Below are 17,570 nucleotides of genomic sequence, written 5' to 3'. Positions count from 1 at the left end.
TCAACAGGCCGCACGCACAAAGGAGACTGTTTGCCCAGTTCTTGCGCAGCCTGTTGATTTTGCAGGCGAGTTTCCCCTTATTGCGCCTTGGAGAGGGCGCTGCAGGCCTCCGGGCTGGCAAAGCGGCCATAGATGTAGCGCAGCCGGGTACCCAGCATCAGGGCGGCGGAGGTGAGGCCGACGATGAAGCCGACCCAGAAGCCCTGGGGTCCCATCTGCGGCACCACCCAGTCGGTCAGGCCCAGGATCATGCCGGTGGGCAGCCCCAGTCCCCAGTAGGCGACGATGGTGACGTAGAAGATCGCCTTGGTATCCTTGTAACCGCGCAGGGCCGCCGCCGCCACCACCTGTACCGAGTCGGAGATCTGGTAGATGGCGGCGAAGAAGAGCAGGGTGGCCGCGAGGGTGATCACCTGCAGGTCCTCGGTGTAGATGGTGGCGATCTGCTCGCGCAGCAGCACGGTGAGGGCGGCGGTGGCGGCGGCCACCGTCATGCCCAGCATCAGGCCGGTGCGGGCCGCGACCCGGGCGTGATCAGGCAGCCCTTCGCCGATGCTGTGACCGACCCGGATGGTGACGCCCACCCCGATGGAGAGCGGCAGCATGAACACCAGGCTGGAGAAGTTGAGCGCTATCTGGTGGCTCGCCACCGTCTCCGCGCCAAAGGGGGCCAGCATCAGGGCCACCACGGTAAACAGGGTCACCTCACAGAAGATGGCCATGGCGATGGGGAAACCCAACCGGAACAGGCGCCAGATCCGGCTGCCATTGGGGCGCGCGAGCTGGGCGAACAGGTTGATCTCCTTGAAGTGGCGGGAGAGCTTCACATAGACGATCATCGCCAGCAGCATGGCCCACAGCACGATGGCGGTGGCCACGCCGCAGCCGACCCCGCCCAGTTTCGGCATGCCGAACAGGCCGTGGATGAAGATGGTGTTGGCCGGGATGTTGACCGCCAGCCCCACGAAGCCGATCACCATGGTCGGCATGGTGTGGGAGAGCCCCTCGCTGAAGTTGCGCAGCACCTGGAACAGCACGAAGGCGGGCAGCCCCCACAGGATGGCATGCAGGTAGCCGGTGGTCTTGGTGGCCATCACGGGATCCACGTCCATGAACTGCAGCGCCAGCGGGCTGAAATAGAGCACCACCATGGCGATGGGGGTGACCATCAGCGCCAGCCAGAAGCCCTGGTGCACCGCCGGGCGCACCTCGTCCCGTTTGCGGGCGCCATTGAGCTGGGAGACGATGGGGGTGAGCGCCATGATGATGCCCTGCACCAGCAGGATCACCGGCAACCAGAAGCTGGAGGCCACCGACACGGCGGCCAGATCGACGGCGCTGACCTGTCCCGCCATCACGGTATCGACAAAGTTCATGGCGATCTGGGCCACCTGGGCGACCAGAATGGGGCTGGCTAGACGAACGAGTTGCCTCGCCTCGGACCAATAACGTTGCACTGACACCTCCGAGTGGATCAGATAAAGCGTAAAAAGAGCGGGTATCGGGAAGAGCCTTTGCACTCCGGAAGGGGGAGTGCAAAGTGCGGGGGGGTCATTCTAGCCTGAAATTCATCCGGGACGAAACGATTGGTGCAAGCCCGGGATCAGGCGTCTTCGTGATCGCTGATCAGCAGGTTGGCGGCGGCGTAGGCGGCCTGCTCGCGCAGATCCGCCGGCACCCGCTCATCCGATGCCACGGCGTTGAGCGCCCTGATGGTGGCGGCGATGGCCTGCGGCACATAGCCCTGCTCGCCGGAGCCAATCTGGTTGTAGGCGATGCGAATGGCCTCACAGCATTGATATACCTGCATTTTTGTTTCCTTGTCAGCACTTGATTGAATGCCGTCACTATAGCGATCGGCCGCCTGCTTGTCAGCGGTTGCGCTTGTCTGGGTCGTGTGGCGAGGTTACCCTGCCTTTTTTCGTAGCAGGAGACGAGACATGTTCACCGGCATAGTGCAGGGGACCGCCGAACTGGTGGCCATCGAAGAGCTGCCCAACTTTCGTACCCACGTGATCCGCATGCCGAGCCCGGCCTGGGGCGAGGGGCTGGCGCTGGGCGCCTCCGTGGCCCACAACGGCTGCTGCCTGACTGTCACCCGGGTCGAAGGAGACCTGGTCAGCTTCGATCTGATGCAGGAGACCCTGCGCCTCACCAACCTCGGCCAGCTGCAGCCGGGGGACAAGGTCAACGTGGAGCGGGCCGCCCGCTTTGGCGACGAAATCGGCGGTCACGCCATGTCCGGCCACATCATGGGCACCGCGCAGGTCGTATCGGTCATCGACACCCCCAACAACCGGCAGGTGTGGTATCGCCTGGCCCCAACGCTGATGAAATACGTGCTGACCAAGGGCTACATCGGCATCGACGGCATCAGCCTCACCGTGGGCGAGGTGCGCGGCTGCGAATTTTGCGTCAACCTGATCCCCGAGACCCTGGCCCGCACCAACCTCGGCTGGGTCAAGGCCGGCTGGCAGACCAACATCGAGATTGACCCCCAGACCCAGGCCATCGTCGACACGGTGGAGCGGGTGCTGGCGGCGCGCCAATAAGGCGCAGGGGCGGCCGCTTAGGCGAAAAGGAAAGCGGGGCCCAGTGGGCCCCGCTTTGTTTTGCGCTATCCCCTGTCAGGGCGACTCAGAACATCTGTTCGTCGTCAGCATCCACGAAGAGTTGCAGGCAGTCGCGCGCCTCATCCCGGTGCAGTCGCAGGTGGATGGGGTTGCAGCAGGCCATGCAATCCTCATAGAACTCCTGATCCCCCTGGCTGGCATCCAGCTCGACCCGGGTATGATGGCCACAGTGGGGGCAGACGATGCGCTTGCTGGTGTACTCGATCATGATGACCTCCTCGGGCCCGTGGGCCGCCTCTCTCCCCAGATTCTAGCTGGATCGCACCTGCCTGACCGCGAGCAAGCGCACGATTATGACCGGGATCAAGGGAGGCAGGAGGTCAGTCCGCCAGGGCGGGGTTTATTTGACCCAGCTGGCCAGCATCTCGCTATTAAGCTCGGCCAGCGAGCGCAGTTGATGGTTGGCGATGGCCAGACGGGGTCACCCACCAGCGCCGGGTACATGGGAACGATCAGCGCCTGCTGGTCGTTTAGTTGACCCAGCTGGCCAGCATCTCGCTATTAAGCTCGGCCAGCGAGCGCAGCTGATGGTTGGCAATGGCCAGACGGGGGTCACCCACCAGCGCCGGGTCCGGCACAATCAGCGCGGTCATGGAGGCCGCCTTGGCCGCCAGCAGACCGGTAAAGCTGTCCTCGATGGCGAGGCAATGCACCGGCTCGACCCCCAGCTTCTCGGCGGCGTGGATATAGACATCCGGGTGCGGCTTGCCAAAGCGCTCCACCTCGGCGGAGTGCACCGCCAGGAAGCGATCGCGAATGCCGAGCTTGCCGAGCACGGCCTCCACCATGGCAAAGGGGGAGGAGGTGGCCAGACCGATTTTAAGGCCTTGCGCCTCGATGAGGTCGAGTGCCTCCAGCACGCCAGCCTTGGCCTGACCTTCGGAGAGGATCAGGGCGTTGACCCGATCCAGGATGCGCTGCACCACCTCTTCCTGGCTAGGGCCGCTCCAGGGGCGCAACCGATACCAGTGGGCGACCAGCTGATCGATGCGTACCCCGATGGTCGACTCACAATCTTCCACCGTGTGGGGATGGCCCAGCTCGGAGAAGACAGCCATCTGGGCTCGTTGCCAAAAGGGTTCCGAGTCGATCAGAACACCATCCATATCGAAGATCACGGCAGTTAACATCTTGTACTCCTGACATAGGTGAAGGGGGGATTATAAACAAGGTGCCTCAATGCAAAAGGGGCATTGCCATGCCCCTTGCGCTGGATCATGCTGGCAAACGTTTGATTTCGTGTGCCAAAAAGTGGGCTTAGAACAGCACCTTGACGCCGGCCGCAACCGCTTTGGCTTTTTCTACCGCCTCGTCGCACTGCTTGGCTCGCGCCAGCGCCACGCCGAGCCGGCGGCGACCGGCGATCTCCGGCTTGCCAAACAGCCGCAGCTGGGCACCTGGCACCAGAGCCAGCGCCTCGCCAATCCCCTGATAGCGGATGTCCTGACTGTGCCCTTCGCGCAGCACCACGGCGGAGGCGCTAGGCCCGTACTGGGTTATGGTGCCGATGGGCAGCCCCAGAATGGCGCGCACGTGCAGGGCGAACTCGGAGAGATCCTGAGAGATGAGGGTCACCATGCCGGTGTCGTGGGGGCGCGGCGAGACCTCGCTGAACCACACCTCGTCACCCTTGATGAAGAGCTCGACCCCGAACAGGCCGTAGCCGCCCAGCGCCTCGACCACCTTGGCTGCTACCTCCTTGGAGCGGGCCAGAGCCAGTTCGCTCATGGCTTGCGGCTGCCAGGATTCGCGGTAGTCGCCATCTTCCTGGCGATGGCCGATGGGTTCGCAGAAGTGGATGCCGTCCACCGCGCGTACCGTGAGCAGGGTGATCTCGTACTCGAAGGGGACGAAGCCCTCGACGATCACCTTGCCGCGACCGGCGCGACCGCCCTCCTGGGCATAGGTCCAGCTCTCGTCGAGTTTGGCGAGATCGCGCAGCACGCTCTGCCCCTTGCCGGACGAGCTCATTACCGGCTTCACCACGCAGGGCAGGCCGATGGTCTCGACGGCGGCGACAAACTCCTCCTTGCTCTGGGCAAAGCGGTAGGGGGAGGTGGGCAAGCCCAGCGTCTCGGCGGCGAGGCGGCGGATCCCCTCCCGGTTCATGGTGAGCTGGGTGGCGCGGGCGTTCGGCACCACCTTGACCCCTTCCTGCTCCAGGGCGGCCAGGGTATCGGTGGCGATGGCTTCAAGCTCGGGGATGATCAGATCCGGTTTGACCTCGTTGACCAGGGCGCGCAGGGCGTCACCGTCCAGCATGTCCAGCACATGGGCGCTGTGCGCCACCTGCATGGCGGGGGCATCGGCATAGCGGTCGGCGGCGATCACCTCGATGCCGAAGCGTTGCAGCTCGATGGCGACCTCCTTGCCAAGTTCGCCGGAGCCCAGCAGCAGGGCGCGGGTGGCGCCGGGGCGGGTAGCGGTTCCAAACATGTGATCTCTCCTGATGTCGTGGGTGGTGATTGAGGGCCGCTATCGCACGAATAGCGGGCAAAAAAAGAGGCACGCATGGCGTACCTCAGGAAACGGATTTGTGGGCGCGCTGCTCCAGATGGGTGAGCAGGGTGATGGCGCCGATGATGATGGCGGCTCCCAGCCACAATCGGCCGGGCGGCGCCCAGCCAAACACCAGCCAGCCGGCCAGCACGTTCATGGGCAGCTTGGCAAAATCAAAGGGTTGCACGAACGAGGCCTCGGCCACGCTGTAGGCGCGGGCGATGGACATCTGGGCCAGCGCCGACAGCACGCCGGAGGCGGCTACCAGCAGCCACTGGGTTTCGCTCGGCCACTGCCACTCCGGCAGCGCCAGCATGGCGTTGAACGGGGTGCTGAAGATAAGCAGGTAGACGACGATGGTGTGGGACGACTCGCTCGCCGCCTGATAGCGCACCAGCAAGGAGTAGCCGGCCCAGAACAGGGCCGCCGCCACCGGCAGCAGGGAAGCCCAGCTGAAATCGTCGGTCCAGGGGGCCAGGATCAGCATGGCGCCGACAAAGCCGGCCAGGGTCGCCAGAATGCGGGCCCGGCTCACCTGTTCCTTGAGAAAGAGGGCCGACCCCAGGGTGGCAAACAGCGGCGAGGTCATCAGCAGCGCTATCCCCTGCCAGATGGGGACGGGGACTGCCAGCGCCCACAGCCAGAACTGGATGCCGACCACCGCCAGGGCAACCCGCAGCAGGTGCAGCCGCAGCTGGTTGGTCATCAGCGACTGGCGCAGGCCGTGGCGAATAAGCCAGGGCAGCAGACAGACCAGGGCAATCAGATATTGATGGAAGGCGACCTGGGTCGAGGGGAGGCCGAGCTTGAAGCTGACATACTGGCTCAGGCTGTTGACGGCGGCGAAGCAGAGGCCCGCTACCATCATCCAGACTGCACCGGCAAAGGGGGAGTGCCTGCGCGAGGGTGTCATGGGATCCGGGTCGCTGAAAAAAGTGCGGCGGATCATAACGGCAATCGTTTGTTCTGCCAAGCCTTGGCGGGGCGTGAGAGAGGCGGCTGGCGAGAGAATGCACTACCATCAAAATTTTTGAATAAGTTGAGCATCTATTTTCGCTATCTGTATAGAAGCCCAATGTTTAGAGTGACCTCCATCGACAGCACCGCTGTTCAACCGACAACCTAATGGAGTTTCACCATGGCCAATATCCTCGTACTCAAGTCCAGCATCCTGGGCCAATATTCCCAATCCAACGCCCTGATCGACGGCTTCCTGGCCGACCATCAGTCCGACACCGTCACCGTGCGTGATTTGGCGGCCCTGAACCTGCCGGTACTGGATGGCGAGCTGGCGTCAGGCCTGCGCGGTGGTGAAAACCTCAATGAGCGTCAACTGGCCGTGCTGGCCCAGTCCGACGAGCTGATCGCCGAGCTCAAGGCGAGCGATCTGGTGGTGATTGCCGCCCCCATGTACAACTTCAACATCCCGACCCAGCTGAAAAACTGGATCGATCTGGTGGCCCGCGCCGGCGTGACCTTCCGTTACACCGAAACCGGTCCGGTCGGCCTGGTGGAAAACACCCGCGCCCTGGTGATCAGCCCCCGCGGCGGCATGCACGTCGGCAGCGCCACCGATCTGGTGACCCCCTACATGCGCACCGTGCTGGGCTTCATCGGCATCAAGGAGGTGGACTTCATCTACGCCGAAGGCATGGGCATGGGTCCGGATGCCCAGGCCAAGGGCATCGAGCAGGCCAAGGGCCAGCTGGAGACCCTGGCCCTCTGATCAAGAGAGCAACCCGCCATACGCCAGAAAGCAACAACGCAGCCCTAGGGCTGCGTTGTTTTTTGGTGTCTGACCCGATGAAGCGGCCCGTCAGGTCAATCCCGCAGAAAGCGGCGACAGCCGCTGCCGACCATCAGGCAGACCACCACCAGGGAGCCCAGCAGCAGGGTAGTGAGCCACTGTTCGGCGCTGTCAGGCAGGCGGGGCGAGAGAAGGCTGATCATCAGCAAGGCACAGAGGGTGATCAGGCTGGCGGGACGGGTCAGAAACATCATGGGTCATCCTTGGCTACGGCTGGTGAAGAGAAGGCTAACCGCGGTCTGTGACAGCAAGATGTATCCATACCTCTTGCAGAAGGTCAGTTGACCGGGGTAGCCATCACCATAGCAGCTTTTGCCGCCGGAGCCAGCGGCATGGGCCGGGTTGTGATCCGGATCCCTATCTGAACTGCTTCTGATCTTCCTGATAGTGGAAATCGCCGCTGGCGAGCCGGGCGACCAGCGCCTGCTTGTCGAGATCCTGCGCCTTGCAGAGATCATCGAGATCATCGTAGCGATCACGCAGCTGCATGTTGACCAGGCTCAGCAGCATGTTGACGTCCATGGTGGCAAAGTTGTTCAGGTTCATGAGGGTCGCTCGTTATCCAGCAGGTGAAGTTGTTCGATGGCATCGCTGACGCTTTGCAGGTGCAGACGAATGGATTGGCGCGCCTCGGCCGGCAGGTAGTCGGTGAGGGTGTGCTGCCAGCTGCCCGCTTCGCTCTTGAGCTGCTGGAACAGGGTGAGCCCCGCCTGGGTGAAGGAGACCAGGCTGACCCGCTTGTCGTGCTCGCTGCTCTCGGTGAACAGGATCCCTTTTTCCACCAGCCGGTGAATTTCGCGGGAGATCCGTACCTTGTCCATCCCGCTCGCCTCTACCAGCTCTTTCTGGCTGATGGGGTAGTGGGGGCCGAGCACCATCATCAGGCGCCATTGAGGCACCGTCAGCTGATAGCGTTGCTGGTAAAACTGTTCGAAGGTATCACGCACCATCTCGGCGGCGTGTACCAGCTGATAGGGGGGATAGTGGGCAAGCAGCTCTATGATCTTTGACATATGACATCCTGCTGTGACGGCTGCATCGGGTGCAGTTTCTCTTGATACTTTGACCTTGATGATACGTAACACAGGGCCGTTTGTCTGAACAAGTACCAGAGAAATGTGCGGTTGCGCACGTCATCCGCCGCAACCGGGTCTATTCGAAGCTGGTTTTGTGGCCGTTGGCTCAGCCTTTGCGCAGCCAGAGCAGGGCGTTGTGCTTGAGCCAGGCCTCGCGGCTTTGCAGGGTGTAGAGCGCCGCTTCGTCACGGCTGCCAGCCTGCCAGCTGTGGGGCTCCTGTTTGGGCAGCTTGCGCTGGCCCAGCAGACAGGCCGGTACATGGGCGTTGGCCTTGATGGCGGCGGCCAGCAGCGGCTGCGCGGCCTCGGCGCCAGCGCAGACGAACGTCATCAGCGCCTTGTTGTAGAGCAGCCAGCTGGAGGCTTCATCAAAGCGCACCAGCAGAGCCTGCAGGGCCGACCAGTCCCCTTGCAGGGCATAGAGGCTGGAGAGGGGATAACGGCAACCCAGTTCATCGGCCACGCACAGCTCGAGCAGGGCCAGATATTCGCTGAGCGCCTGTTCCAGCTGGCCGAGACGCAACAGGCAGTCGGCCCGCCCGGCCCGGGCGGCCAGCAGCGGGCGCGCTTCGTGGGCACTCCAGCCATGGCCGGCAATCTGCTGCCAGAAGGCGGCGTCAAACAGCGGTTCGGCATCGGCGATCACTTTGTCAAACCAGCCGAGGCGGCTGTGCGGATCGCGGCTGGCATCGGCCAGTTCAAACCACTGTTGCCACTGCTCGGCCTGCTGGCTGTCCAGCGCCTGCTCCGTGCTCGGCACGGCCTGATACTCATCTAATTGCAGCAGCTGGTTGAGGGCGGTCTTCATGTTCTGGCGCTGACGCTTGCAGAACTCCATGAAGGGGAGGTCACTGCCGGCGGCCGCGTGCAGCATCTGCGCCATGGGCTTGTCGCGAAACAGGCTCAGCTCGGCGGCCAGGCTGAAACGGTACTGGGTGGTCGGGTCGTTCAGATCCCTGGGCTTGGGCCAGGTGGCAAAGCCCTGGCTGAAGCCGTAACACCACTGACCGAGGGGGTGGCTCTGCTCGAACACCTGCTCCGGGCTCTCGGTAGAGAGGCGGCACTGGCTCGGCAGGGCGAGCTGGGTCTCATCGGCCTGGGTTTTCAGCTCGGCGATCAGGTGGTGCAGCGCCTCGGCGCTTTTTTCATCCAGCTCGGCGTCATGGGGCAACAGACCGGCCAGCGGGGCCTGCCAGTCAGGGGCATCCGGCCCGACCAGGCGGGCACACAAAAAGCCGTGCAGCGCCGGGTAGGTCATGTCCTGCCCACTGTGGGTCTGGATCCATTGATTGAGATGACGGGTACGAGTGGATGGATTCATCGACAGTTCCTCTGGATTTTGACAGCGGCGAAGTCTACCCAAAAGTGGGGTTATTTGCAGCAAAAGGGCGGCTGACTGGCGATTATATGGACACGCCCCGGCCAAAAGGCCCTGAAAATCACCCGCGAACAGGGCAAGGGACTAGGCCCTGTTACCGCTCTTGGGGTAACATGCGCGCCCATACAGGCAATGAAAAATTGGCCATCCGGACAATGAAAGAAGAGAACACCATGCTACAGATTGGCAAGATGAACACCCTTACCGTAGTCGAGCTCGAAGATCGGGGCGCCTGGCTGGCGGCTGGCGAAGAGTACGGCGAGCTGCTGCTGCCCAAGCGTCAACTGCCGGAAGGGGTGGCGGAAGGGGACGGCGTCAAGGTCTTCCTCTATCTGGATGCCGACTGCGAGCCGGTGATCACCACCGACAAGCCGTTTGCCATGGTGGACGACATCGTCGGCCTCAAGGTGGTCAATGCCAACAAGATTGGTGCCTTCCTCGACTGGGGCATGAAGAAGGATCTGTTCGTACCAAGCCGCGAGCAGAACAAGCCGATGCAGGTGGGCCATGTCTATCTGGTGCGGCTGATGCTCGATCACGAGGGGCGCATGGTGGGCACCAGCCGCCTCGAGCGGTTCCTGCGCACCGACAAACCTCCCTTCAAGGCCGGTGACGAAGTGACTGCCCTGCCTGGCGAGCGCACGCCGCTCGGCATCAAGGCCATCGTCAATGGCGAGTACTCCGGCATGCTGTTCAAGAACGAGGTGTTCGGCCGGGTGACCACGGGTCGTCCGCTGACCGCCTGGGTCAAGCAGGTGCGTGATGACGGCAAGCTGGATCTGACCCTGCAAAAGCCGGGTGTGGCGCGGCTGGACGATGCCGGCGAGCAGATCCTGGTCCGCCTCAAGAAGCAGGGCGGCAGCCTGGCGGTGGGCGACAAGAGCGAACCCGAGCTCATCTACAAGCTGCTCGGCATGAGCAAGGGCACCTTCAAGAAGGCCATCGGCGGCCTCTACAAGCAGGGCAAGCTGGTCATCGATGACTACAGCATCACATTGACGGGCGACGATCAGCGCGAAGGCGGCGAATAAGTGCCGAGCCCCTGCGTCGGTGCGTGCCGGGCAAAAGACGGTCTCTGCCTTGGCTGTGGTCGCACTCTGACCGAGATTGGTCACTGGTCCGCCATGGCGAGCGAGGCCCAGCTGGCGGTCATGGCGCAGCTGGATGGTTCCACCAGCACCCACCGCTGCCCCGGCTGCGGTGAACCGGCCTTTTGCGCCGTGTCGGCCGGCGCGACCATCGCAGAGTGCTGGTGTAGCCAGCTGCCGGCCCTGCCCATGGGGGAGGCTGATAGCTGCTGGTGCCGGCGCTGTCTGGCGAAGGCCATCGCGGCCCGGCCTTGAGCAAAGATCACCACAAAAGAAAAAGGCGCCGAGGGCGCCTTTTTCATGCCTGTTGCTGACGGTGCCAGCGCACGTGGACATCGTGCTCATTGCTATGACGGGGCAGCAGGAAGGTGGCAAAGATCACCTCAAACTCCTCCTGATGGTCCAGCAGACCCACCCACACTTCGACCCAGCGCTCCATGTCCACCGGCACACCGAGTTCGGTTGACCAGTCGGCATTGGGCAGGGTCGCCTCGACGGCGCCACGCTGTTCGAACTCCAGGGTGATGTCGACGATTTGTTCGGGGGCCAGCATGTCTGCGGCCTGCTCAAGAAACTGATCATAGGCCCATTCGACCAGCTGATCCGGGGTACGCTGTTCCATGAAATCACTCCAGATACATCGAGGTTCGCTACTGTAACAATTATTGGCGGTGGCGGCCAGACCAGTGGGAAGGGTGCGCCAGCGCCGGGCAAGGCTGACTGGAGTTGGGTATGGTTGAAGAGGGGCAGGGCAAGGGAGAGCGGGCATGAAACGGCGGACGAGACGGCAGCAGATCAAGCGGCGGCGGGAGACCTGGTGGTGGCACTACCTGCCGCTGCATCGGGGCACGGTGGGCGGGCACCTGGGGCCCTCCACCGACGAGGCCGGGCTCGCACCGTGAACAAGCCCGACACCCATCAGGCATCAGTCTGTCTGATGCACCTTGTTGAGGGTTACCTGCCCCAGCTGGCCCATCTGACGGCGGATCCAGGCCGAGCGCTGCTGGACGTAGGGCGAGGGGGGCTTGACCCGGTAGCGCCAGGGGTTGGGCAGGGCTGCCGCCAGCAGTGACGCCTCGTAGCGGGTGAGACGTATCGCCGGCTTGCCGAAGTAGTGTCTGGCCGCGGCCTCGGCGCCGTAGATGCCGGGCCCGAACTCCACGATATTCAGGTACACCTCGAGGATGCGGGACTTGTCCCAGCCCAGCTCCATCAGCAGGGTGAACCAGGCCTCGATCCCCTTGCGCAGGAAGCTGCGATCGCTCCACATGAAGAGGTTCTTGGCGGTCTGCTGGCTGAGGGTGCTGGCGCCGCGCACCCGCTCGCTGTGCTGATTGTGCTTGAGCGCCGAGCTGATGGCATCCATGTCGAAGCCGTTGTGCTCGGCAAAGCGCTGATCTTCGGCGGCGATCACCGCCAGCTGCAGCTCGCGGGAGATCTGCTCGAGCGGCACCCAGTCGTGCTTCACCTCGGCCACCTTGGCAGGGGGAAACAGCGCCCGCTCGATGCGCCAGGTCCACATGGGCGGATCGATGAAGCGCAGCAGCGCCACCGAGACGATGGTGCTGAGCAAGGCCGCCAGCAGCAGCTTGCCGAGCCAGTTCAGCAGGCGCCGTGCCGGATTGGGCCGCACGGGCTCTGGCTCCGACTCCCAGACGTAGTGACTCGGATCATCGGGATCCGGAATTATTGGGGCAGCCATTCGATGTGGCAGAACTTCTCGTCAACACGGCGGGAGAGCAGCATGCGGGCGAACAGGTGCTCGTACTCTTCCTGCTCGTTGCCAAGGCCGATCCAGATCTCGGCGTACTCGGCGTCGCTGACCTCGAAGCCAACGTCCGCTTCCCAGTCATCGGCCGGATCGGTTTCCGCCAGCAGGCCGCGGTCGTTGAACTCCTGATTGAAGCGGGCGATCTCCTGCTCCGGCAGGTTGTCGGAGGCCAGCTCCATGAAGAGTTCGAGGGCGGTGTCGAGCAGTTCCTCGACGCTGTGCATTTCGTCATTCAAAGACATAAGCGGTCTGTTCCAGCTGATAAATAAAGAAAAACACCGACGGCCCGGCCGCACGGTGGCGCGCCGTATTCTAGCCGTCCCCTACGGGCTTGGCGAGTGCAGCAGCGCCCTTGACCCGGTTGCGGCAATAAAAAACCGGATCCTGGCAGCAGGATCCGGTCTTCATTGGGGGAAAGGGTCACGCATAGGGCGTCAGGCTCATCCCTTCTTGTCGTCGGCGAAGGTGATGTTGAGCTCGAGTACCGACAGCTCATCACTCTTCTTGTCGAGCTGGACCGTGATCTTGTCAGGGTCTATCTCCACATATTTGCGGATCACGTCGAGGATATCCTGCTTGAGCTGGGGCAGGTAATCCGGCCCCCCTCTGGATGAACGCTCGTGAGCCACGATGATCTGCAACCGCTCTTTGGCCAGTTGTGCGGTGCTCTGTTTCTTGTTGGAACGAAAATAATCCAATAATGACATGCTTAACTCCCGAACAGTCGGCTAAAGAAGCCCTTCTTCTCTTCTTCCAGAAAACGAAAATCCTTGGTGTCACCCAACAGGCGGGCAACGGCGTCCTCATAGGCCTGACCGGCATCGGACTCCTTGTCCAGGATGACGGGCTCGCCGGAGTTGGAGGCGCGCAGCACCGCCTGGGACTCCGGGATCACCCCGAGCAGTTTGATGGCCAGGATCTCCTGTACGTCCTGTACGCTCAGCATGTCGCCGCGGTTGACGCGGGTCGGGCAGTAGCGGGTCAGCAGCAGGTGCTCCTTGATGGGGTCTTCGCCACGCTCGGCGCGACGGGACTTGGAGGCCAGGATGCCGAGGATGCGATCCGAGTCACGCACGGAGGAGACTTCCGGGTTGGTGGTGACAATAGCTTCATCGGCGAAGTAGAGCGCCATCAGGGCGCCGGCTTCGATCCCCGCCGGGGAGTCGCAGACGATGTAGTCGAACTGCATCTCGCTCAGCTGATCCAGGATCTTCTCGACCCCTTCGCGGGTGAGGGCATCCTTGTCCCGGGTCTGGGAGGCGGGCAGGATGAACAGGTTCTCGCAGCGCTTGTCCTTGATGAGGGCCTGGTTGAGGTTGGCCTCGCCATTGATGACGTTGACGAAGTCATACACCACGCGCCGCTCGCAGCCCATGATGAGGTCCAGGTTTCGCAGGCCAATGTCAAAATCGATGACCACTGTCTTGTGGCCACGCTGGGCTAAACCGGTACTCAGGGCCGCGCTGGTTGTGGTCTTGCCAACGCCACCTTTACCCGATGTAACGACTATGATTCGCGCCATTCTCGCTTCCTTGTAACTCTATTTGATACGGTCTATACGGAGTTGTTCGTTATCCAGCCGGACATGAACCGGCTGCTGGATGAGGCCGGCCGGCAATGCATCGCTGAGCTGGAAGGTGCCAGCGATGGAGAGCAGCTCGGCCTGCAGTTGCTGGCAATAAATCCGTGCCTGGGAGTTGCCCTTGGCGCCGGCAATGGCCCTGCCGCGCAGAGTGCCATAAATATGAATACTGTCGTCGGCGATGACTTCGGCGCCCGGGCTGACCGAGCCCAGCACCACCAGCGAGGTGCCGGCGGCATAGAGCTGCTGGCCGGAGCGAACCGGGCCCACATGCACCTTGCTCGCTATCACCGGTGCCGGCACGGGTTTCGCTTCTACGATGGGGGCCGGCGCCGGTTCTGGCTGGGGTTCGGCCTTGCGGCTCTTGCCGGAGGCCATCACCGCCAGCCCTGCCGCCTTGGCGGCCGTCTTCATCGCCTCGTTCTGGGCCCCCGTGATCCCGACCAGCACGAAGTCTTCCGATTCCACCAGCTCCTTGAGCTGTTCGAAGTCGGGGATCTCGGTGAGCCGTTCCACATTGATGACGAGGGGGGCACAATTAAAGAACTGGGGCGCCTGGGCCACTTTGGCCGCCAGCAACTGGCGGATCCGCTCAGGCTTGCCATCGCTGATATGCAACACAGAAATAGTGAAGGTGGTCCCTTTCAATTCGTTATCGCGCTCAACCATGAATCTTCCCCGAGACAGAGACGGTAATCCGTTATTGTTATTCAATTCCTGATGTTATAGTTTGCCATCCTCAGAGGCAATAAACCGGTTGGATTATATCAATTTCCATGTTGTGTGCAGTCTATAAAAGTCGCAAAAAAGCCGAGACCTATCTTTTTGTTGAAAGAAGAGAGGACTTTTCCCGCGTACCCGAGGTGCTGATGAGTACATTCGGCCGTCCCGAACTGGTATTGATGACCAAACTGGACCCAGCCAAGCCCTTGGGGATCGCCTCCACCAGCCGGGTGATGGAGGCGCTGCAGAGTCAGGGCTTCTACCTGCAGATGCCCCCGCCGCCGGAAAACCTGCTGGAGCAGCACAAGGCTCAATTGAAGGCCGAACGGAAATGAAGAAGCGGCTGGCACTGCTGCTGATGGGGGGATTGTCGAGCCACCCGCTGCAGGCCAGCCCCGATTTTGACCATTATGTGACGGGCCTCAAACAGGAGGCCCTGGCTGCCGGGATCCAGCCCGCGACCATTGCTGCCGCCTTCGCCGATATTCATCTGATCGAGGTCGCCATTCGGCACGATAAAAATCAGCCGGAATTTAAACAGACCCTCGCCACTTATATTTCCAACGCGGTGCCGCAGTGGAAAGTCAATCAAGCCAAACGCCTATATCGTCAGTATTTGCCGCTGCTCACAAAAATAGGGGCGGAATATGATGTGCAACCCCGCTTTATTGTTGCCCTGTGGGGCATTGAAACCAATTTCGGCAAATTGACCGGCAAATATCCGCTGGTCTCGTCGCTGGCGACCCTGGCCTGGGAGGGGCGCCGTGAGGCCTTCTTCAAGGGGCAGCTGTTCGATGTCCTGCGCATGCTGGAAGAGGAGCCGATCACCCCGGCCGAGCTCAAGGGCTCCTGGGCCGGCGCCATGGGACAGGTGCAGTTCATGCCCTCTTCCTACCGCAAATACGCGGTCGACCAGGACGGTGACGGCAAGAAGGATCTGTGGGGAACGCCGGCGGATGTGTTTGGTTCGGCAGCCAATTATCTGCGCCAGAACGGCTGGCACGGGGATGAAACCTGGGGGCGCCGGGTGAGGGTGCCCGCAGGTCTGGATCCTGCGCTGGTCGGGCTTGAAGATACCCGAACGCTGTCGGCCTGGCAGGCCCTCGGGGTACGCAAAGCGGATGGCGGCGCCTTGCCCGCGGTGAAGATGCAGGCCTCGCTGGTGCAGCCCGACGGGGCAGGGGGCGCTGCCTATCTTGCCTATCCCAATTATCGGGTGTTGCGCGACTGGAATCGCTCCCACTATTTCGTGGTGGCGGTGGGGACCCTGGCCGATCGCCTGGTGGAATAAGGCCGAGGCGCTCTGGCCACGAATCTCGGCAGGGCTGCAGGATGGTCCCGGAAATTAGCGAGCCAGCCCCAGGGAAATGGCGCCATGAAGAAGGTGATGAGCGGGAAATAATGGGCAATAAAAAAGGCGGGAATTCCCGCCTTTTGCATTTGCCGTTATCTGCTTAGTCGCAGGCAACCTGCATCACCTTGATGGCCAGGCCACCGCGGGAGGTTTCACGGTACTTGGAGTCCATGTCCTTGCCGGTGATGTACATGGTCTCGATCACCTTGTCCAGCGAGACGCGCGGCTTGGAGGTACGACGCAGCGCCATGCGGGAGGCGTTGACCGCCTTCATGGCGGCGATGGCGTTACGCTCGATGCAGGGCACCTGCACCTGACCGGCAACCGGGTCACAGGTCAGACCCAGGTTGTGCTCCATGCCGATCTCGGCAGCTTCACAGACGTGCTCGGGGCTGCCGCCCATCAGCTCGGTCAGGCCGGCGGCGGCCATGGAGCAGGAGACGCCCACCTCACCCTGGCAGCCCACTTCGGCGCCGGAGATGGAGGCGTTCATCTTGTAGAGCATGCCGACGGCCGCCGCAGCCAGATAGAAGCGGGTGTAGTCGTCACGGCCAACCGGCTGGATGAACTTGTCGTAGTAGGCCAGCACGGCCGGGATGATGCCGGCGGCGCCGTTGGTCGGCGCGGTGACCACACGGCCACCGGCCGCGTTCTCTTCACTGACCGCCAGGGCAAACATGTTGACCCAGTCGACGATGTTCATCGGATCGTTGGAGAGGTTCTCGTTGGTGGTCAGCTGGCGATAGAGCGGCGCGGCACGACGCGGTACGCGCAGCGGGCCGGAGAGAACGCCCTCGGTGCGGCAGCCGCGCTCGATCCCTTCACGCATGGTGGTCCAGATCTTGCCGAGCTTCTTGTAGATCTCTTCCGGGGTGTTGAAGCACTTCTCGTTCTCCATCATCAGGGCGGAGATGGAGAGGCCGGTCTGGCTGCAGTGGGCGATGAGCTCGGCCGCGCTCTTGAACGGGTAGCTGACGGACATGTCGCCGCTGTCGCCCTTGCCGAAGTTCTCCTCGTCAACGATGAAACCGCCGCCGATGGAGTAGTAGGTCTTGCTATAGACGGCTTCGTCTTCGATGAAGGCGGTCAGCTTCATGCCGTTCTCGTGCAGCGGCAGTGCTTCGTCATGGAACACCATGGCGTCGCGCGGGAAGCTGACGGTATGGCAGTGCAGGCCGATGGGCAGACGACCGGTCTGTTCGACGCGGGAGATGAACTCGGGGATGCCGTCGATATCGACATTTTCCGGCAGGTTGCCTGCCAGACCCATGATGATAGCGGTATCGGTGTGGTGACCTTTACCGGTCCAGGAGAGTGAGCCGTAGACATCGACCTGGATCCGGGTGATGTCACGGATCTTGCCGCCTGCACGCAGTTCATCCACGAACTGTTTGGCTGCCTTCATCGGGCCGACAGTGTGGGAAGAGGAGGGGCCAACACCGATTTTGAAGATATCAAAAACGCTGATCATGTAACAATTACCTCAGGATAGAAGGGGGCGCCATGCCCACTCGCAGAAACGGGGTGATCCATGGGACGAGGGCGTCGTCGCCGAGGTCAATGAACCAGATAACCACAGTGTAACGGCTCAAAGCCCAAAAAAAGTTGAAATAGATCTATTTTTGTTGAATCAGAGCGGCGAGTATAAAATTTATTTTG

24 protein-coding genes and 1 pseudogene are annotated in these 17,570 nt (G+C 62.2%); 7 read left to right on the top strand and 18 right to left on the bottom strand.

Annotated elements, in window-relative coordinates:
* Nucleotides 1–77: 77 nt before the first annotated feature.
* Both ACB031_RS02625 and ACB031_RS02620 read right to left on the bottom strand, forming a co-directional pair.
* Nucleotides 78–1,457, bottom strand: a complete 1,380-nt coding sequence (locus ACB031_RS02625) for an MATE family efflux transporter (protein WP_213343326.1) — start codon at nt 1,455–1,457, stop codon at nt 78–80.
* 146 nt (nt 1,458–1,603) lie between these two features.
* Nucleotides 1,604–1,810, bottom strand: a complete 207-nt coding sequence (locus ACB031_RS02620; RefSeq protein WP_005301307.1) for a YaeP family protein — start codon at nt 1,808–1,810, stop codon at nt 1,604–1,606.
* Between the two features lie 130 nt (nt 1,811–1,940).
* On the opposite strand from ACB031_RS02620, the gene ACB031_RS02615 reads away from it, so the two are divergent.
* Entirely contained in the window at nt 1,941–2,552 is a 612-nt protein-coding gene (locus ACB031_RS02615; RefSeq protein ID WP_017764380.1) for a riboflavin synthase, read from the top strand.
* Between the two features lie 85 nt (nt 2,553–2,637).
* Here the strand turns inward: ACB031_RS02615 and ACB031_RS02610 are convergent, their stop codons facing one another.
* The 5 genes and pseudogenes from ACB031_RS02610 to ACB031_RS02590 form a co-directional block, all read right to left on the bottom strand.
* A complete protein-coding gene (locus tag ACB031_RS02610) occupies nt 2,638–2,841 on the bottom strand; it encodes a CPXCG motif-containing cysteine-rich protein (RefSeq protein ID WP_005301298.1) in 204 nt (67 codons plus the stop codon).
* A 132-nt stretch (nt 2,842–2,973) separates the two neighbouring features.
* Nucleotides 2,974–3,092: pseudogene (locus ACB031_RS02605) on the bottom strand (hexitol phosphatase HxpB); the annotation flags it as partial.
* Nucleotides 3,093–3,103: 11 nt separating this feature from the next.
* On the bottom strand, nt 3,104–3,763 hold the full coding sequence (gene hxpB, locus ACB031_RS02600) for a hexitol phosphatase HxpB (RefSeq protein ID WP_371138934.1): 660 nt from the start codon (nt 3,761–3,763) through the stop codon (nt 3,104–3,106).
* 127 nt (nt 3,764–3,890) lie between these two features.
* Nucleotides 3,891–5,069: a formate-dependent phosphoribosylglycinamide formyltransferase gene (gene purT, locus ACB031_RS02595; RefSeq protein WP_371138933.1), complete on the bottom strand. Its 1,179-nt coding sequence runs from the start codon at nt 5,067–5,069 to the stop codon at nt 3,891–3,893.
* A gap of 85 nt (nt 5,070–5,154) precedes the next feature.
* Entirely contained in the window at nt 5,155–6,045 is an 891-nt protein-coding gene (locus tag ACB031_RS02590) for a DMT family transporter (RefSeq protein WP_042006472.1), read from the bottom strand.
* A gap of 225 nt (nt 6,046–6,270) precedes the next feature.
* Here ACB031_RS02590 and ACB031_RS02585 point away from each other — a divergent pair, with 225 nt between their 5' ends.
* Entirely contained in the window at nt 6,271–6,858 is a 588-nt protein-coding gene (locus ACB031_RS02585; protein WP_005301286.1) for an FMN-dependent NADH-azoreductase, read from the top strand.
* 95 nt (nt 6,859–6,953) lie between these two features.
* Here the strand turns inward: ACB031_RS02585 and ACB031_RS02580 are convergent, their stop codons facing one another.
* The 4 genes from ACB031_RS02580 to ACB031_RS02565 form a co-directional block, all read right to left on the bottom strand.
* On the bottom strand, nt 6,954–7,133 hold the full coding sequence (locus ACB031_RS02580) for a hypothetical protein (protein WP_017779728.1): 180 nt from the start codon (nt 7,131–7,133) through the stop codon (nt 6,954–6,956).
* 163 nt (nt 7,134–7,296) lie between these two features.
* Nucleotides 7,297–7,485, bottom strand: a complete 189-nt coding sequence (locus tag ACB031_RS02575) for a DUF4250 domain-containing protein (RefSeq protein ID WP_005301282.1) — start codon at nt 7,483–7,485, stop codon at nt 7,297–7,299.
* Nucleotides 7,482–7,952: a MarR family winged helix-turn-helix transcriptional regulator gene (locus ACB031_RS02570; RefSeq protein ID WP_005301279.1), complete on the bottom strand. Its 471-nt coding sequence runs from the start codon at nt 7,950–7,952 to the stop codon at nt 7,482–7,484. Before ACB031_RS02570 ends, ACB031_RS02575 begins: the two co-directional genes overlap by 4 nt.
* Before the next feature lie 169 nt (nt 7,953–8,121).
* Nucleotides 8,122–9,336, bottom strand: coding sequence for a UPF0149 family protein (locus ACB031_RS02565; RefSeq protein WP_371138932.1), 1,215 nt, complete (start codon nt 9,334–9,336; stop codon nt 8,122–8,124).
* Nucleotides 9,337–9,548: 212 nt separating this feature from the next.
* Here ACB031_RS02565 and ACB031_RS02560 point away from each other — a divergent pair, with 212 nt between their 5' ends.
* Nucleotides 9,549–10,424, top strand: coding sequence for a S1 RNA-binding domain-containing protein (locus ACB031_RS02560; RefSeq protein ID WP_010633876.1), 876 nt, complete (start codon nt 9,549–9,551; stop codon nt 10,422–10,424).
* Complete coding sequence (locus ACB031_RS02555) at nt 10,425–10,736, top strand: DUF1289 domain-containing protein (protein WP_081588809.1); 312 nt, start codon at nt 10,425–10,427, stop codon at nt 10,734–10,736.
* Nucleotides 10,737–10,779: 43 nt separating this feature from the next.
* Here ACB031_RS02555 and ACB031_RS02550 read toward each other — a convergent pair whose 3' ends face one another.
* A complete protein-coding gene (locus ACB031_RS02550) occupies nt 10,780–11,103 on the bottom strand; it encodes an HI1450 family dsDNA-mimic protein (protein WP_005301259.1) in 324 nt (107 codons plus the stop codon).
* Between the two features lie 145 nt (nt 11,104–11,248).
* On the opposite strand from ACB031_RS02550, the gene ACB031_RS02545 reads away from it, so the two are divergent.
* On the top strand, nt 11,249–11,383 hold the full coding sequence (locus tag ACB031_RS02545; RefSeq protein ID WP_017764392.1) for a hypothetical protein: 135 nt from the start codon (nt 11,249–11,251) through the stop codon (nt 11,381–11,383).
* Nucleotides 11,384–11,406: 23 nt separating this feature from the next.
* On the opposite strand, the gene mtgA is transcribed toward ACB031_RS02545, so the two are convergent.
* From mtgA to minC, 5 genes are all read right to left on the bottom strand, one after another.
* Nucleotides 11,407–12,114, bottom strand: a complete 708-nt coding sequence (gene mtgA, locus ACB031_RS02540) for a monofunctional biosynthetic peptidoglycan transglycosylase (RefSeq protein ID WP_010633878.1) — start codon at nt 12,112–12,114, stop codon at nt 11,407–11,409.
* A 53-nt stretch (nt 12,115–12,167) separates the two neighbouring features.
* Nucleotides 12,168–12,494 (bottom strand): HI1450 family dsDNA-mimic protein, encoded by a 327-nt coding sequence (locus ACB031_RS02535; protein WP_005301255.1) that lies wholly within the window; start codon nt 12,492–12,494, stop codon nt 12,168–12,170.
* Nucleotides 12,495–12,692: 198 nt separating this feature from the next.
* Nucleotides 12,693–12,959, bottom strand: coding sequence for a cell division topological specificity factor MinE (gene minE, locus ACB031_RS02530; RefSeq protein WP_005301252.1), 267 nt, complete (start codon nt 12,957–12,959; stop codon nt 12,693–12,695).
* A gap of 2 nt (nt 12,960–12,961) precedes the next feature.
* A complete protein-coding gene (minD, locus tag ACB031_RS02525) occupies nt 12,962–13,774 on the bottom strand; it encodes a septum site-determining protein MinD (RefSeq protein ID WP_005301248.1) in 813 nt (270 codons plus the stop codon).
* Nucleotides 13,775–13,792: 18 nt separating this feature from the next.
* Complete coding sequence (gene minC / locus ACB031_RS02520) at nt 13,793–14,503, bottom strand: septum site-determining protein MinC (RefSeq protein ID WP_042051711.1); 711 nt, start codon at nt 14,501–14,503, stop codon at nt 13,793–13,795.
* 107 nt (nt 14,504–14,610) lie between these two features.
* Between minC and ACB031_RS02515 the strand changes: the two genes are divergently transcribed.
* On the top strand, nt 14,611–14,892 hold the full coding sequence (locus ACB031_RS02515) for a YcgL domain-containing protein (protein WP_017764394.1): 282 nt from the start codon (nt 14,611–14,613) through the stop codon (nt 14,890–14,892).
* Nucleotides 14,889–15,848, top strand: a complete 960-nt coding sequence (locus ACB031_RS02510) for a lytic transglycosylase domain-containing protein (RefSeq protein WP_252600410.1) — start codon at nt 14,889–14,891, stop codon at nt 15,846–15,848. The genes ACB031_RS02515 and ACB031_RS02510 overlap by 4 nt, the downstream gene beginning before the upstream one ends.
* A gap of 163 nt (nt 15,849–16,011) precedes the next feature.
* On the opposite strand, the gene ACB031_RS02505 is transcribed toward ACB031_RS02510, so the two are convergent.
* A complete protein-coding gene (locus tag ACB031_RS02505) occupies nt 16,012–17,382 on the bottom strand; it encodes an L-serine ammonia-lyase (RefSeq protein ID WP_005301233.1) in 1,371 nt (456 codons plus the stop codon).
* Nucleotides 17,383–17,570 lie beyond the last annotated feature (188 nt).

The organism is Aeromonas sp. S8(2024) (assembly GCF_041403085.1).
In the GTDB taxonomy this organism is placed as follows: domain Bacteria; phylum Pseudomonadota; class Gammaproteobacteria; order Enterobacterales; family Aeromonadaceae; genus Aeromonas; species Aeromonas dhakensis.
This window is presented reverse-complemented; position numbering and strand designations above follow the sequence as displayed.

Excerpts from the sequence above, each read along its gene's own strand:
- ACB031_RS02620 (WP_005301307.1), bottom strand. The coding sequence starts at position 1,810 with ATGCAGGTATATCAATGCTGTGAGGCCATTCGCATCGCCTACAACCAG.
- ACB031_RS02615 (WP_017764380.1), top strand. The coding sequence starts at position 1,941 with ATGTTCACCGGCATAGTGCAGGGGACCGCCGAACTGGTGGCCATCGAA.
- ACB031_RS02610 (WP_005301298.1), bottom strand. The coding sequence starts at position 2,841 with ATGATCGAGTACACCAGCAAGCGCATCGTCTGCCCCCACTGTGGCCAT.
- hxpB (WP_371138934.1), bottom strand. The coding sequence starts at position 3,763 with ATGTTAACTGCCGTGATCTTCGATATGGATGGTGTTCTGATCGACTCG.
- purT (WP_371138933.1), bottom strand. The coding sequence starts at position 5,069 with ATGTTTGGAACCGCTACCCGCCCCGGCGCCACCCGCGCCCTGCTGCTG.
- ACB031_RS02590 (WP_042006472.1), bottom strand. The coding sequence starts at position 6,045 with ATGACACCCTCGCGCAGGCACTCCCCCTTTGCCGGTGCAGTCTGGATG.
- ACB031_RS02585 (WP_005301286.1), top strand. The coding sequence starts at position 6,271 with ATGGCCAATATCCTCGTACTCAAGTCCAGCATCCTGGGCCAATATTCC.
- ACB031_RS02580 (WP_017779728.1), bottom strand. The coding sequence starts at position 7,133 with ATGATGTTTCTGACCCGTCCCGCCAGCCTGATCACCCTCTGTGCCTTG.
- ACB031_RS02575 (WP_005301282.1), bottom strand. The coding sequence starts at position 7,485 with ATGAACCTGAACAACTTTGCCACCATGGACGTCAACATGCTGCTGAGC.
- ACB031_RS02570 (WP_005301279.1), bottom strand. The coding sequence starts at position 7,952 with ATGTCAAAGATCATAGAGCTGCTTGCCCACTATCCCCCCTATCAGCTG.
- ACB031_RS02565 (WP_371138932.1), bottom strand. The coding sequence starts at position 9,336 with ATGAATCCATCCACTCGTACCCGTCATCTCAATCAATGGATCCAGACC.
- ACB031_RS02560 (WP_010633876.1), top strand. The coding sequence starts at position 9,549 with ATGAAAGAAGAGAACACCATGCTACAGATTGGCAAGATGAACACCCTT.
- ACB031_RS02550 (WP_005301259.1), bottom strand. The coding sequence starts at position 11,103 with ATGGAACAGCGTACCCCGGATCAGCTGGTCGAATGGGCCTATGATCAG.
- ACB031_RS02545 (WP_017764392.1), top strand. The coding sequence starts at position 11,249 with ATGAAACGGCGGACGAGACGGCAGCAGATCAAGCGGCGGCGGGAGACC.
- ACB031_RS02535 (WP_005301255.1), bottom strand. The coding sequence starts at position 12,494 with ATGTCTTTGAATGACGAAATGCACAGCGTCGAGGAACTGCTCGACACC.
- minE (WP_005301252.1), bottom strand. The coding sequence starts at position 12,959 with ATGTCATTATTGGATTATTTTCGTTCCAACAAGAAACAGAGCACCGCA.
- minD (WP_005301248.1), bottom strand. The coding sequence starts at position 13,774 with ATGGCGCGAATCATAGTCGTTACATCGGGTAAAGGTGGCGTTGGCAAG.
- minC (WP_042051711.1), bottom strand. The coding sequence starts at position 14,503 with ATGGTTGAGCGCGATAACGAATTGAAAGGGACCACCTTCACTATTTCT.
- ACB031_RS02515 (WP_017764394.1), top strand. The coding sequence starts at position 14,611 with ATGTTGTGTGCAGTCTATAAAAGTCGCAAAAAAGCCGAGACCTATCTT.
- ACB031_RS02510 (WP_252600410.1), top strand. The coding sequence starts at position 14,889 with ATGAAGAAGCGGCTGGCACTGCTGCTGATGGGGGGATTGTCGAGCCAC.
- ACB031_RS02505 (WP_005301233.1), bottom strand. The coding sequence starts at position 17,382 with ATGATCAGCGTTTTTGATATCTTCAAAATCGGTGTTGGCCCCTCCTCT.